The following is a 13,578-nucleotide window of genomic DNA, read 5'->3' as shown; positions in this document are numbered from 1 at the left end:
ATTTACATTCAGCAAACTAGTTTTTTGCAGACATTTGTTGGTGAAGCCGGCGAGATAGAGTAAAATGCGCGGGCTATAATAAATAACCTGAATGCCTGATTTAAAAACACTATCGCTGTGCGCTAGTGGGGTAACTGAGTTGATGTTGGCTTCTTATTGCCACCTTCTCTTCTCTACGCTGTCTGTACATATTAATGTTTAATGCCTCTTATTGTGTAAAGGCCAGCGGAAGAACCTGATGGTGTGTCGCCCTTATTTTTTGGAGAATTCTCTTTGATTAGCGTTCTTCTTGTTGATGACCACGAATTGGTGCGCGCAGGGATCCGACGCATTCTCGAAGATATCAAAGGCATCAAAGTTGTCGGGGAAGCACAATGCGGCGAAGACGCCGTGAAATGGTGCCGTACCAATGACGTTGATATTGTCCTGATGGATATGAACATGCCGGGTATTGGCGGGCTGGAAGCGACGAAGAAAATCGTCCGTTTCTCGCCGGATATCAAGATCATCATGTTAACGATTTACACTGAAAACCCGTTGCCCGCAAAAGTGATGCAGGCGGGGGCTTCCGGTTATCTGAGTAAAGGTGCAGCACCACAGGAAGTGGTCAATGCTATCCGCCTGGTTGACTCGGGTCAGCGCTACATTGCGTCTGATATCGCGCAACAAATGGCACTCAGTCAGATTGAACCGCAGTCTGAAACGCCTTTCGATTCGTTATCAGAGCGTGAGTTACAAATCATGCTGATGATTACCAAAGGGCAAAAAGTGAATGAAATTTCAGAACAACTTAACTTGAGTCCTAAGACAGTTAACAGTTATCGTTATCGGATGTTTAGTAAATTAAATATCAGCGGCGATGTTGAGTTGACCCATCTGGCTATTCGACACGGTTTGTTCAATACGGAGACTTTATCAGGCAGTGAATGATGAGCGTTTCGACCCTAAAGCCTTTCTGAAAACGGTCACCAGCCAACCGGGCGTCTACAGGATGTATGACGCCAGCGGCACCGTAATCTATGTAGGTAAAGCTAAAGACCTTAAAAAGCGTCTTTCCAGCTATTTTCGTGTTCAGGTTTCCAGCCGTAAAACGGAAACTCTGGTCAAAAATATTGCGCAAATCGATGTCACCGTGACCCATACGGAAACCGAGGCGCTTCTCCTCGAACACAACTACATCAAGCTGTATCAGCCGCGCTATAACGTACTGTTGCGTGATGACAAATCCTATCCGCTGATTTTTCTCAGCGCCGATAACCATCCACGCATTACCGTGCATCGCGGTGCCAAGCACGCAAAAGGCGAGTATTTTGGACCGTTCCCCAACTCCTATGCGGTGCGTGAAACGCTGGCGCTGTTACAGAAACTTTTTCCGATCCGTCAGTGCGAAAACAGCGTTTACAGCAACCGTTCCCGCCCTTGTCTGCAATATCAGATTGGTCGGTGTCTCGGGCCTTGCGTGAAAGGTTTGGTCAGCGATCAGGATTATAAAGACCAGGTTGATTACGTGCGTCTGTTCCTCGAGGGGAAAGATCAGCAGGTTGTTACGCAACTGGTTAATCGCATGGAAGAAGCCAGTCAAGATTTACGCTTCGAGGATGCCGGGCGTATCCGCGATCAGATTCAGGCAGTGCGCCGGGTGACTGAGCGTCAGTTCGTCTCGGGCAACAGCGAAGATCTTGATGTTATCGGTGTGGCGTTCGAATCCGGCATGGCCTGTCTTCACGTTCTGTTTATTCGTCAGGGTAAAGTTCTTGGCAGCCGCAGCTACTATCCGAAAGTCCCTGGTGGCACCGACCTGGGCGAAGTGGTGCAAACCTTCGTCGGTCAGTTTTATCTCCAGGGCAGCCAGATGCGAACGCTACCCGGCGAAATCCTGCTGGATTTCAGTCTGCCAGAGAAAGAGTTATTGGCTGAATCCCTGAGCCAGATAGCGGGTCGTAAAGTCCTGATTCAGAGTAAACCGCGCGGTGACCGCGCCCGTTATCTGAAACTGGCGCGCACTAACGCCTCCACGGCGCTGACCACCAAGCTGGCACAGCAGTCAACAATCCATCAGCGCATGGCTGAACTGGCGAAAACCCTTAATCTTGCGGAAATTAACCGCATGGAATGCTTCGATATCAGCCATACTATGGGCGAACAAACGGTCGCTTCCTGCGTGGTATTTGATAACAACGGCCCGGTTCGCTCTGAATATCGTCGTTACAACATTACCGGCATTACGCCGGGCGATGATTATGCCGCGATGAGTCAGGTGCTGACCCGCCGCTACAGTAAATCGCTGGATGAGAAAAAAATTCCCGACGTAATTTTTATCGACGGCGGGAAAGGGCAGTTAGGAATGGCGCTGGATGTGTTTCATTCGCTGGATGTGACGTGGGATAAATCGAAACCTTTACTGATTGGTATTGCGAAAGGTGCCGATCGTAAAGCAGGTCTGGAAACGTTATTCTTTGTGCCTGAAGGTGAGGGGATTGCCTTACCGTCAGATTCGCCAGCCTTACACGTTATTCAGCATATCCGTGACGATTCTCATAATCATGCCATTACCGGGCACCGTCAGCGACGTGCCAAGGTGCGGACTACCAGCGCACTTGAAGAGATTGAAGGCGTCGGGCCGAAACGACGTCAGGTATTATTGAAGTATATGGGAGGCATCCAGCCATTACTGAATGCCAGCGTCGAGGAAATTGCACAGGTACCCGGTATTTCTACCGCATTAGCAGAAAAGATTCATAATGCGTTGAAACACTAAAGCCGTTGTAGCAACATACTCATAATATCTAAACTGGACAAACAGTTACCTTCGCTATGCAATTTAATATACCGACGTGCCTCACCCTGTTCCGCGTTGCGCTGATACCTTTCTTCGTGCTCGCCTTCTATCTGCCATATCCATGGGCACCGATGGCCTGCGCGCTCATTTTTGTTTTTGCTGCCATGACAGACTGGCTTGACGGCTATCTGGCGCGCCGCCTGAAACAAACCACGCGGTTCGGTGCGTTCCTCGACCCGGTTGCCGATAAGGTGATGGTGGCGATTGCGCTGGTGCTGGTGGCGGAGTATTTCCATTCCTGGTGGATAACGTTACCGGCTGCCACCATGATTGCCCGTGAAATTATCATTTCGGCGCTGCGCGAGTGGATGGCTGAAATTGGTAAGCGAAGCAGTGTGGCGGTTTCCTGGATTGGCAAAGTGAAGACAACTGCGCAGATGCTATCGCTGGTAGCCTTGTTATGGCGTCCGGACAACATCGTCGTAGGTGTCGGTGTGGTCGCACTTTATATCGCGGCGGTGCTGACATTCTGGTCAATGTTCCAGTATTTGAACGCTGCACGTCACGATTTGCTGGAACCCTGATCAAACTGACGTAAAAAACGTCAAACGAGCGAAGGATGCAGATAATTTTATTGACTCATTCTCTCAGGTCAGTAGAATGCAACGCATCGGAAGGCAGACAGCAATGAGCCAGAAGATAGTTAAAAAAATCAGTACGTTCTGATTAAAGCGGGAATAGCTCAGTTGGTAGAGCACGACCTTGCCAAGGTCGGGGTCGCGAGTTCGAGTCTCGTTTCCCGCTCCAAATTCTATTAAACTGATCCTCGTGATTGGTTTAAGTGCAAGACAAGTAGTAAGATTTAAGGCGCGTTAACAAAGCGGTTATGTAGCGGATTGCAAATCCGCCTAGTCCGGTTCGACTCCGGAACGCGCCTCCAATTTTCCCGGAGCCCGGGTGGTGGAATCGGTAGACACAAGGGATTTAAAATCCCTCGGCCTTAGGCTGTACGAGTTCAAGTCTCGTCCCGGGTACCATGGAAAATTAGCTGAATAATCAAAAGCAATAAAGTAGTAATGTCGTTATAGCCACCTTCGGGTGGTTTTTTTATGTCTGAAATTCAGTCAGGCATCGTGAGAAACACGCGTGTGATAACGATATGTCTAAATATAATAAAGGCCACTTCTAAGAGTGGCCTTTATGTTTTTACAGCAACACGACATCTTATCAGCCCTGAGACGAAATCATTCCCTCCGTGAGTATCCGGTGAGGTTTGCGCTGATCGTTAGTGTGAGATGTAGGAAATGCAGATTAAAACAGCCCCGAAGGGCGTTTTTAGGGCTAAAATTCACCCGGTGCTTCTGTATTACTCAGTGCCCGGATAGATAAAGGCAGGTGGTAGTTCGGTTGGCTGGTGAAAAACGCCTGAAGCGCGACGCGTTTCTTCCGGTCTATCGAAATCTCTTCCATGGTTTTGCGGAAGATACTGTAACGGCCACATGATGTGCAGGTCACAGTAACAATTTTCGCCGACATATTCACCGACGTCTTATTCGTGTTTTGACACAACGGACACTCGTCTTGAGCGTTTACAACGGTAGAACTCATAAAACCTCCGGTTTTACTTAGAGCGGCCAGTAGTCTAGCACAAAAAGGCGGCAGTTACTTAACGATAAATAAATTATCAGTGGATTTCAGCCGCGACAAGGTGTAGGGAGCGTTCAACCATTTGAAGAAATGGGAAAAACCTCAAGGTGTGCATGGGTAATTTATTGTTCATTATTATCTCTTTGATTCACACAACGCACCGGTTTGCGGCCAGATGGCTGCGAAGGTATAGTGGCGGGCTGCGAACCGGAAAGCTGAGATAACATCATGGAAAATAAGCGTGAAGACAGGATCCAGCGTCTGTTGCTGGCACTAAAAAAGACCGACAAAATTCACCTGAAAGAAGCGTCTTTACTGCTCAATGTTTCCGAAATGACTATCCGGCGTGATTTAAGCAGCGACCCTGCGCCGGTTATCCTGCTCGGCGGTTATATCGTGATGGATCCGAAAAATAACCCGGCGACGCATTATTTTATCAGTGAACAGAAAATGCGCCAGGTGGCGGAAAAGCGTCGCCTGGCCGAAAACGCAGCCAGTTTGATACTTGATAATGACACGGTATTTTTCGACTGCGGAACCACCATGCCGTATGTCATCGAGAGTATCCCCGAGGCGAGGGTATTTACCGCGATCTGTTATTCGCTGAATACTTTTCTGGCGCTGCAGGAAAAACCTCACTGCGATGTGATTTTATGCGGCGGCGCGTTTAAATCCAGCAACAGTATTTTTACGCCAATTGGTCGCAGCAGTGAGCTCGATTTTATCCGGCCAACGAAGGCGTTTATCTCAGCCGCCGGTGTGAGCATCGAACACGGGGTGACCTGTTTTAATTTTGATGAACTGCTGATGAAACATCAGGCGATGGAGAGGTCTGCGCAGAGTATTTTAGTCGCCGACAGCAGTAAGTTTGATCAGGTGCGACCGGCGGCGATCGCACCTTTAGCCCGTTTCAATACGCTGGTCAGCGATGCCAGACCGCCGCAGGCTTACCTTGATTTTTGCCAGCAGGCAGACATCACACTCAATGTCTGAACCTTTCAGCGAATGGCCGGGATCTTCTCGACCGACTGATAAAACACCACTTCCCAGATGCCGGTTTTAGTGCCATCACTCAGGTAATGTTCAAAACAGGCTTTGCCATCCGGCCGGTAGTGATTGCTGGCCAACAACTGGCTATAAAATTCCCGCCAGGCGTGTTCAAAATTCCCGTCCGTGATAGTGGTGTGATAGGCCGCATAGGTGCCACCGGGTAAGGTTTGCAGTGCCAGCCCGTCAGCATCATCCAGTATGAAATTATCAGCCACACACACGGAAGGATCCGCCCGCAATGCCTCGGCTGGCGTGGTATCGGGGTTATCGTGAAACCATGTCAGCCATTCTGTGTGTGGCTGATGGTGTCGTGCGACCCATTTCGTCAGCTGCTGAAAACCGCTGTGGATTGACTCCTTGTATGGCCCGACCACCCGGTAACTCACCAGTTTTTTAGCCGGTCTTTCTACGATTAATAGTGCCACGATGTTCTCCTTTTATCTGACATGAACAGAGAGAATTCCATGATGAAAATATCAGTGACGCAAATGCCAGCTATAACAGTTTCCCGTTTTGAGTCCGGTAACTGCTCTACGCGCTATAACAGTTGTCATGATAAAATAACATTATCAGATTGCATTATAGTCGTGACTGCAACGAGGTTATGAAATGGACGTGATCAAAAATGTATTAAATAGTGAAATTGACCGTATCAACCGTCAGGAAGGTCGTGACGGCAGGGCGCGCGTCAACGTTGAGTTTTTTGTGAAACATCCCTGGCTGTGTCTCGCGATGCTGGTGGGGTATATTGCGGTCGGTATTGTGATGTATGTTTCACCTTATATGGGTATCGGCTGGTTTATCGGATTCACGGCTTTTCTGGTTTTCATGTCCGCTATGTTGCTGCTGGAAATCAAACCGGTTTACCGCTATGAAGATATCGGCGTGCTGGATTTGCGTGTCTGCTACAACGGGGAGTGGTATTTCAGCCGCGAATTATCTGAAGATGCAGTACGGCAAATTCTCAGCGCTGAGAGCGTGAGTGCCGGAGTTAAAAACCGCATTGAGTCGATCGTGAAAAACAAAGGTTTTGTCGATTTTTACGATGTATATGATCTGGCGCGCCTCGAGCATCAGCAGCCCTCAACACTGAACAGCGTTCAGCTAGCGCACTAATTGCCCCCATTCACATGGCTTCCACCCATGACGTCACCCCGTCAGCTCTGATAAAATAGCGGCTGGATATACATTTTTTGAATGAATCGTCGATGCACAGGACGAAACACACTGTATGTTGAGCCGTTACCGGAGCTGCCATGGAACGAATTAAACTGACTATTCATCATCTTCACAAAATCGTTTCGGGTGAAAAACAGGATGCGCAGGCTGTCGCACGCATTTATGCTGGCGAACATTTGCTGCTGACTGAAACCATGACCGGGCAGGCTCTCCACTATAATCGCTATATCAAGGCTGATGATCACAGCGGGAAACCGTTACGCGTGGAGTGGGAGTGCGACGGATTCGCTGAAATGTCGGTTTCCCGTGCAGAAGTCTGTCCGTGCTGTGGTGGCGACGAGCTTCACGGTTGAGAATACAGAGAGAGCAAAAGCTGAGGTGAATGATGAAGTTTATCAACAACGAAGTGGAATACCGTAAGTGGATAATGGATGAAATTTTCCAGGCGAGCGCGGTAAGTGAAACCTCTGAGTTTGCCGATCAGGAAGTCGATGATTTTATTTTCGATGCCAGGCCGCTGTCATACCCTTGTGTCGCGGTGATGATCCAGACACCGGGAGAGCCGGGCGTTTGCGAACCGCGGTTTGTCTACAAAGAGCAGATTTTTGAGTGGGCACATCAGATGGGTTTTGGATTCGACAGCTAACTCCGACGTAAATTTCCTGCCAGCCCTGAGCATGGCTCAGGGCCCAATCAAACTCCGACAGTCGTTAGCCCTCAGACATTTTTCCTGTCGATCTTTTCTTCACCCCAGAACAGATGGTCTTCCTTCGTTTTGGCGAAGGCGATCGGTAACACTTCATCGTTCCCTTCTTCCCAAATTTTCTGCGCCAGCGTTTCATCATTCTTGGCAAGCTCAAAAATAGCTTCGGCGATTTCGTGAGAGGTTTCACGGGTGTTGGCCCAGGCTTTGATGTTTGACGTTGTCATCAGGTTCTCCTCGTAAGAGTTCGCAAATAGTGTCTTCGGGACACCAGAATAATCACTATAACTATGGTTTCCGTGAACCACTTTTGCAAACTCCGGTGATTTTTTGTGCTCTGAGCGAGGGCAATAAAAGCGTCATCAGGGCACAAAAAAGGCGTCAGATGTGTGCCAGTGTCGTTTATAATGAGGGCGATTTGAACATTTAAGGTGATGAACATGAGCGACGATATTTTTGATTTTGACATTGATGCTGCACTGGTGTCCGCGGAAGAAAAAGCGGCTGAGAAAGCAGCAGCAGTGCCTGAGGCTGTTCAGGATGAAAGTGACTGTGAAGGCTGCAAAATCTAAATTTTGCCCCGAAGTACAGTAAAACAAGAAACCGCTTCGGCGGTTTTTTTGTGTCTGGCATTTATGGGCGTTCACGTTTTTTTCACCGAATCTCCTTTACTGACATAGCGTTGCGCAGTCATTCCCCTCAGCCCTTTTTGACGCAAATGTAAGGATAGCGAAAGGACATTTTTTTTGGGATAAATTCCTATAGAACAGGAAGATAGCGGGAGGTAATTTGTCACCACCTGATAAGCAGGTCGTGAGGTTTATAATGAAAAAACTGATTCTTGTTCTCGCCGTTTTGCTGACTTTGCCGGCTCTCGCGCATGCAAACGTCGAGCTGGGGGTGAACATGCCGGGGCTGTCACTGCATATCGGTGACCGCGACCCGCGCGGATATTATTGGGATGGCGGAGACTGGCGTCCGCCGGGCTGGTGGGATGAACATTATCGTGATGAGGGGCGTGGACACTGGGTGTATTACGAACCCGCTCCGCCACCGCCGCCCCGCTACTGGCACCATGAACACTGGCATGAAGGTCCGCCACCCGGTTACTGGCGTGACGGCCCTCCTGGGCACTGGCGCGATGGGCCACCGGGACACTGGCGTGAAGGGCCACCTCCCGGTCGCTGGTAAAGCAAGAGCGACATAACAGACTACACAGAATTAAACAAATTTTGGGAACAGGGTTGGCGGTGGTGATGCAAATGCATCCCTAACGTCAGTTCTGTTCCTTTTACGTTTTTATTACGTCAAAAGCCGATTGTTACTTTGGTAATTAATTGATTAAAAATATGTGAATACAAAAACACATTAATAATATTTATGAAAATGACGTCCATTTTAAAATAATTAATCAATGAAGCCCGTAAACAGGCATTTAGGATGGATTGCAGCTTGCTAACTGCAATTAATATGTTAATTTTCTGTTATGTGAAATCAGCAATGGATGGCCCGAACGCAACGCGTGCCTGATCTCATATTCAGTATTTTAAGGAAGCTTTTCATCAGGTGCGTCAGACTTATTTTACTGTGAGCTCCTCTTATGCACTTGATTAAAAATGATTTTGAATACCGTTCCTGGATGCTTGAAGCCTATTTCCGCCAGGATAATATCTACGGTGATACCCTTCTGACCGAAGAAGAGATGGAAGATTTTCTTTTTGACTCCCGCCCGCAGGAATATCCTTGCCTCGGCATGGTGACACCATCAAAACAGAATCCTCTGGACAGCGATATCATGTTTTTCTATCGCAACAACATTAATGACTGGGCGATGTCCATGGGCCTGATGAATAGTTAACAGGTGGATTGCTCAGAGATAAAAAAAGCGCCAGAGCGGCGCTTTTTGCATTTTATCGCCGGGGATTAATTTCCGCGAACTTCGACCAAAACAGGGCAGGGCGCATGGGCGATAACGTCAGCGCTGACGGAGCCTTTCATTATACGACCAAATGCAGTGAGCTGACGGTGACCGATGACGATCACCGATGCATGAATTCTTTTGGCTTCGCAGACCAGCGCTTCCCCTGCGTCACCGACAATCAGATTCCCTTTAGCCTTAACCCCAGCCAGCTCCAGCGTTTTCAGCGCATTACCCACCACAGCGCGTGCAGTATTTTGTTCTTCTTCTGCGGGAGGATAATCGATGATTTCACCGGGAATATCGCCATTATCTTCAAGTGCATAGGATTCATCGATACAGCAGGTGACATATACCGTTGCCTGATGGCTGCTTGCCAGCTGACGGGCAAGATCGACGACAACGGCGGATTGTTTAGAGCCATCTACGGCCAGCAAAATAACATCAAACACGGTCACTCCTGGGTTTAGTTGTTTTGGCTCAGCTTACCAATTTCGCCAATCAATGCGTTTTTGCAATCAAGCAGGGCTTCGCGGATTTGCGCTTCTTTTGCTTCACGGCGCGGGGTTGGAAAAAGCACCGAAACTGAGTAGCGACCTAAGATGGTGTCGATGGCCACAGCCAGCGTCGAAACGCCGTCTACGGTTTCACCGTTTTCCATCGAGATCCCGCTTTCACGCACGTCTGCAATTTTTTCCAGCAGAGAATCGAGAGTGCGCACGGTATGTTCGGTGGCCGGTTCCAGCACATCCCCGACCAGCGCGCGGATCTCTTCATCTGTTTTGAGTGACAAAAGTGCCCGTCCGCCGGAGGTACTGTAAATCGGCAGGTTCAGACCCACTCTTGGCACCACGCGTAATTCCCGCTCAGCGACAATGCTGTGAATGTTGGCTATCTGGCGGCCACTGGCGCGCCCCAGTGAGACGGTTTCATCGGTCATTTCGCTGAGCTGACGAAGAAACGGTGAGGCAATGGCGATGACATCGGTATGCACCGTCGACACCAGCTTAAGCAGCGTTGGCCCGAGCCTGACGCCGCCGCTGCCCTCGGATCGCACCAGCCCTTCCTCGGCGAGTGCTGCGACGATGCGTTGTACAGTGGAGCGGGGCAAATCGACATCATTCGCAATCGCGCCAAGGCTCATCCCGTGTGGATGTTTCCCCAGCGCATTAAGAATGGTTGCCGCGCGTGAAATCACCTGGATCCCGCCGCTGCGTTCTTCATCTCCTGCTATGTCCTGTGCCATCAATTCTCCTTTGTCACCGTCGGGTGATCCTTACCAAAGCTGTACTGCCAATGTAATGGCTGGGCGCTCTGAAAACAATTTTAATCACATTGCAATACAGTGCACCGTATTATAGTATTTAAGCATGTACCGCATTGTGGTGCAATGCATCGAAATTAAAGTGATAGCGATCGCATTCCCCTCTGTGTTGCCCCACACCTGCCTTTCCACGGTCGGCGTATCAATGATTATGCGTCGATGTTAATGAGCGAAATGATGAACCCATCAGACACCCCTGCATCTGCCCCCGGCGGTGCCGCGCAGCCCGTTCCGCCGGCCTTTACTCTGAGGCTGGTGATCGGTTTACTCGGCGTATTAATTGCCTCGCTGTGCTCGGGCCTTAACGATCGTGTCACTGATATCGCGCTGGCCGATGTACGTGGCGCGTTGAGTATCAGCAGCGATCAAGGTTCCTGGCTGATTGGTGTGTATCAGGCTGCCGAAGTGGCGGCGATGATGCTTGCTCCCTGGTTTGCCATGACCTTTTCGCTGCGTCGATTTACGCTGTTTGTCACCTTCGGTTTTTTGCTGCTGGCTGCGTTACTGCCTTTCGCGCCTGATTTGCCGGTATTCATTGCCTTGCGTACCGTGCAGGGCATATTCGGCGGGGCGTTGCCGCCGTTGCTGATGACGGCTGCCCTGCGCTTTATGCCGCCTCATTACAAGTTATACGGGCTGAGCGCCTATGCCCTGACTGCGACATTTGGTCCAAATATGGCCACTTCTTTAGCCGCCCTCTGGACAGACTATGTGGGCTGGGAATGGGTTTTCTGGCAGGTGATCCCGCCTTGTCTTCTGGCAATCATCATGGTCGGTTATGGCATTCCACAGGATCCTCTGCGCTTCGAGCGTTTTAAACAGATGGATAAGGTGGGCATGCTGACAGGGTGCAGCGGCATTTCCCTTCTGGTGCTGTCATTGCAACAGGGAGAGCGTCTGGACTGGTTCAACTCTCCGCTGATCACGCTGATGTTTTTTGCCGCGCTGGCGCTGCTGACGATTTTTCTGGTTAATGAATGGCACCATCCGTTGCCTCTCTTCAAATTACAAATGCTCAAACGCCACAATCTAGCCCACGGGTTGATCACGTTGTTTGCGCTGATGTTCCTGTTTTTATCGGGCTCTGCGCTGCCGTCCAGTTACATGGAACAGGTCGGCGGATTCCGCGCCGTTCAGGTGGGGCCGCTGGCGCTGACCATCGGGCTGCCGCAACTCTTACTCGCGCCGCTGGTGGCGTTTGTTCTCACCATCCGCCGTGTGGACAGCCGCTGGGTGCTGGCCTGCGGGCTGGGGCTGATCGGTGTTTCCTGCTATCTGGGCACGTACATGACCAGCGCCTGGGCGCGGGATAATTTCTATCTGATTCAGATGATGCAGGCGTTCGGCCAGCCGATGGCCGTTTTGCCCATTCTGATGAGTGCGACCAGTGTCGTTCAGCCGCAGGAAGGACCTTTTGCTTCGGCGATGTTCAACACCACGCGCGGTCTGGGCAGCGTGATGGGCGGTGCGATGTTGGGCGTTTTTGTCAGCCACCGGGAACAGTTTCATTCCAACGTATTGCTTAACCACGCCGGTAGCGTGAGCTATCTCCTTTCACAGCCTTACGGCGGCGAAAGCAGTTTCCTTGCACCGCTCAACGGCGACGGAACGGCGATCTCGACCGAAGTGATCACCCAGTTTTCCCGGCTGGTGAAAAAGCAGGCGCTGGTGCTGGGGCTGGCAGACACCTATCTGGTGATCATCGGGCTGGCGCTGTTGTTGATCCTGCTGGCGGCCATTTTGCCAAAGCGTACCTATCCGCCGCAGTCGCTGGTCAATCGTTCCTGAACCATCAGTGACCTGAACCCGTCATCACCAAAATATGTGCATTTCTTTATAAGAAAAAATGAGAGAAAAGAATCATGATAAAAAAATTACCCGTTCGCCTGGGCTGGCTGGTCGCCGCCCTCGTCGTGATATTGCTGGCTGGGATGGCCTTCTGGATATTGACCGGTGAAAGCAACCCTGACACGGATGATGCCTTTGTTTCTGCTGACTCCACGCTGGTCGCGCCAAGGATTTCCGGCACCCTCACTCAGGTGTATGTGCGGGATAATCAGGCGGTGAAAGCCGGGGAAGTGATGGCGCGCATTGATGATCGGGATTATCGGAATGCGGTGCTGACGGCGGCCGCCAGCCTTGAAACGGCGAATGCCAAAATGCTCAGCCTGACCGCCCAGTTAGCAAAACAACAGCAAACTATTTTGCAGGCACAGGCGCAGGTGAACGCCGACAGCGCCGGGATTGCCTATGCGCGCCAGAGTGCTGACCGCTATAAACGCCTGCTGCAAAATGGTTCAGGCACCGCCGACGCGCGGGATGAATCAGATGCGAATTTGCGATCAAAACTGGCCGCTCAGCAAAGTGATATGGCGGCGGCGCAGGCGGCGATAAAACAAATTGACGTCCTTAAAGCCGGACAGGCGGAAGCTCAGGCGGCAATCGATTCAGCCGCAACGGCGCTGGCCCAAGCGAAATTGAATCTCTCTTACACAGAAATCACAGCACCGGTTGACGGTATTGTCGGGCAGCGTTCCCTGCGCATCGGCGGTTATGTCAGTGCGGGCTCCCGCGTTCTGGCCGTCGTTCCGCTTCACGAGGCCTACATTGTGGCGAATTATCTTGAGACACAGTTAGGGGATGTCAGAGCCGGTCAGGCTGCAGACATAAAAGTTGATGCACTGCCGGGCCTGGTGCTGAAGGGAAAAGTGGACAGTATTTCTCCGGCGACCGGCGTGACCTTTTCTCCCATATCGCCGGACAATGCCACCGGGAATTACACCAAGGTGGTGCAACGTCTGGCAGTAAAAATTGTGCTGGAACCCAATCAGGCCGATGCGAATCGTCTTAAAGTGGGCATGTCAGTGATTCCGACGATCATTACCGCCGAACGATAATTCAGTCGCCGGTCATCACAACAGAATAAAAAAGGCGGCCCTGCGTAAGTGCGGGGCCGCCTTTTTTGATCTTCCGTCCGG

At 50.6% G+C, this 13,578-nt stretch carries 17 protein-coding genes and 3 tRNA genes; 15 read left to right on the top strand and 5 right to left on the bottom strand.

Annotated features, from left to right (window positions below; genetic code table 11):
* Positions 1-273 precede the first annotated feature (273 nt).
* From uvrY to ED901_RS09545, 6 genes are all read left to right on the top strand, one after another.
* On the top strand, positions 274-930 hold the full coding sequence (gene uvrY, locus ED901_RS09570) for a UvrY/SirA/GacA family response regulator transcription factor (protein ID WP_013576296.1): 657 nt from the start codon (positions 274-276) through the stop codon (positions 928-930).
* Positions 923-2,758, top strand: coding sequence for an excinuclease ABC subunit UvrC (uvrC, locus tag ED901_RS09565; RefSeq protein WP_072158130.1), 1,836 nt, complete (start codon positions 923-925; stop codon positions 2,756-2,758). Before uvrY ends, uvrC begins: the two co-directional genes overlap by 8 nt.
* 56 nt (positions 2,759-2,814) lie before the next feature.
* Positions 2,815-3,363 carry a CDP-diacylglycerol--glycerol-3-phosphate 3-phosphatidyltransferase gene (gene pgsA, locus ED901_RS09560; protein WP_056778604.1) on the top strand — a complete coding sequence of 183 codons (549 nt, stop codon included), beginning with the start codon at positions 2,815-2,817 and terminating at the stop codon, positions 3,361-3,363.
* Positions 3,364-3,510: 147 nt separating this feature from the next.
* Positions 3,511-3,586, top strand: a tRNA-Gly gene (locus ED901_RS09555).
* A gap of 59 nt (positions 3,587-3,645) precedes the next feature.
* A tRNA-Cys gene (locus tag ED901_RS09550) sits at positions 3,646-3,719 on the top strand.
* Between the two features lie 11 nt (positions 3,720-3,730).
* Positions 3,731-3,816: transfer RNA gene (locus ED901_RS09545), tRNA-Leu, on the top strand.
* A gap of 304 nt (positions 3,817-4,120) precedes the next feature.
* Here ED901_RS09545 and ED901_RS09540 read toward each other — a convergent pair.
* Complete coding sequence (locus tag ED901_RS09540; RefSeq protein WP_056778632.1) at positions 4,121-4,387, bottom strand: hypothetical protein; 267 nt, start codon at positions 4,385-4,387, stop codon at positions 4,121-4,123.
* 267 nt (positions 4,388-4,654) lie between these two features.
* Here ED901_RS09540 and deoR point away from each other — a divergent pair, with 267 nt between their 5' ends.
* The gene (gene deoR / locus ED901_RS09535; protein ID WP_122095762.1) at positions 4,655-5,419 is read left to right on the top strand and encodes a DNA-binding transcriptional repressor DeoR; all 765 of its coding nucleotides are present in this window, start codon (positions 4,655-4,657) and stop codon (positions 5,417-5,419) included.
* A 5-nt stretch (positions 5,420-5,424) separates the two neighbouring features.
* Here the strand turns inward: deoR and ED901_RS09530 are convergent, their stop codons facing one another.
* Positions 5,425-5,901: a GyrI-like domain-containing protein gene (locus ED901_RS09530; protein WP_056778638.1), complete on the bottom strand. Its 477-nt coding sequence runs from the start codon at positions 5,899-5,901 to the stop codon at positions 5,425-5,427.
* Between the two features lie 184 nt (positions 5,902-6,085).
* On the opposite strand from ED901_RS09530, the gene ED901_RS09525 reads away from it, so the two are divergent.
* The 3 genes from ED901_RS09525 to ED901_RS09515 all read left to right on the top strand — a co-directional run bounded on the left by ED901_RS09525 (position 6,086) and on the right by ED901_RS09515 (position 7,301).
* A complete protein-coding gene (locus ED901_RS09525) occupies positions 6,086-6,592 on the top strand; it encodes a YlaC family protein (RefSeq protein ID WP_056778642.1) in 507 nt (168 codons plus the stop codon).
* Between the two features lie 140 nt (positions 6,593-6,732).
* The gene (locus ED901_RS09520; RefSeq protein WP_122095761.1) at positions 6,733-7,008 is read left to right on the top strand and encodes a hypothetical protein; all 276 of its coding nucleotides are present in this window, start codon (positions 6,733-6,735) and stop codon (positions 7,006-7,008) included.
* A 29-nt stretch (positions 7,009-7,037) separates the two neighbouring features.
* Complete coding sequence (locus tag ED901_RS09515) at positions 7,038-7,301, top strand: hypothetical protein (RefSeq protein ID WP_235533458.1); 264 nt, start codon at positions 7,038-7,040, stop codon at positions 7,299-7,301.
* Positions 7,302-7,372: 71 nt separating this feature from the next.
* Here ED901_RS09515 and ED901_RS09510 read toward each other — a convergent pair whose 3' ends face one another.
* Complete coding sequence (locus tag ED901_RS09510; protein WP_056778653.1) at positions 7,373-7,585, bottom strand: YccJ family protein; 213 nt, start codon at positions 7,583-7,585, stop codon at positions 7,373-7,375.
* Between the two features lie 213 nt (positions 7,586-7,798).
* On the opposite strand from ED901_RS09510, the gene ED901_RS25560 reads away from it, so the two are divergent.
* The 3 genes from ED901_RS25560 to ED901_RS09495 all read left to right on the top strand — a co-directional run bounded on the left by ED901_RS25560 (position 7,799) and on the right by ED901_RS09495 (position 9,216).
* Entirely contained in the window at positions 7,799-7,930 is a 132-nt protein-coding gene (locus ED901_RS25560; protein WP_256370271.1) for a hypothetical protein, read from the top strand.
* A 253-nt stretch (positions 7,931-8,183) separates the two neighbouring features.
* Positions 8,184-8,549 (top strand): DUF2502 domain-containing protein, encoded by a 366-nt coding sequence (locus tag ED901_RS09500; protein ID WP_056778656.1) that lies wholly within the window; start codon positions 8,184-8,186, stop codon positions 8,547-8,549.
* A gap of 409 nt (positions 8,550-8,958) precedes the next feature.
* On the top strand, positions 8,959-9,216 hold the full coding sequence (locus ED901_RS09495) for a hypothetical protein (RefSeq protein ID WP_056778659.1): 258 nt from the start codon (positions 8,959-8,961) through the stop codon (positions 9,214-9,216).
* 65 nt (positions 9,217-9,281) lie between these two features.
* Here ED901_RS09495 and ED901_RS09490 read toward each other — a convergent pair whose 3' ends face one another.
* Both ED901_RS09490 and ED901_RS09485 read right to left on the bottom strand, forming a co-directional pair.
* Complete coding sequence (locus tag ED901_RS09490) at positions 9,282-9,728, bottom strand: universal stress protein (RefSeq protein ID WP_122095759.1); 447 nt, start codon at positions 9,726-9,728, stop codon at positions 9,282-9,284.
* A gap of 14 nt (positions 9,729-9,742) precedes the next feature.
* Positions 9,743-10,522 (bottom strand): IclR family transcriptional regulator, encoded by a 780-nt coding sequence (locus tag ED901_RS09485; protein WP_122095758.1) that lies wholly within the window; start codon positions 10,520-10,522, stop codon positions 9,743-9,745.
* A 252-nt stretch (positions 10,523-10,774) separates the two neighbouring features.
* Here ED901_RS09485 and ED901_RS09480 point away from each other — a divergent pair, with 252 nt between their 5' ends.
* Together ED901_RS09480 and ED901_RS09475 are read left to right on the top strand one after the other, a co-directional pair.
* Positions 10,775-12,388, top strand: coding sequence for an MFS transporter (locus ED901_RS09480; protein WP_240993905.1), 1,614 nt, complete (start codon positions 10,775-10,777; stop codon positions 12,386-12,388).
* A gap of 74 nt (positions 12,389-12,462) precedes the next feature.
* On the top strand, positions 12,463-13,497 hold the full coding sequence (locus ED901_RS09475) for an HlyD family secretion protein (protein WP_122095757.1): 1,035 nt from the start codon (positions 12,463-12,465) through the stop codon (positions 13,495-13,497).
* Positions 13,498-13,578: the final 81 nt, after the last annotated feature.

This window comes from Rahnella sp. Larv3_ips, assembly GCF_003697865.1.
In the GTDB taxonomy this organism is placed as follows: domain Bacteria; phylum Pseudomonadota; class Gammaproteobacteria; order Enterobacterales; family Enterobacteriaceae; genus Rahnella; species Rahnella rivi.
This window is presented reverse-complemented; position numbering and strand designations above follow the sequence as displayed.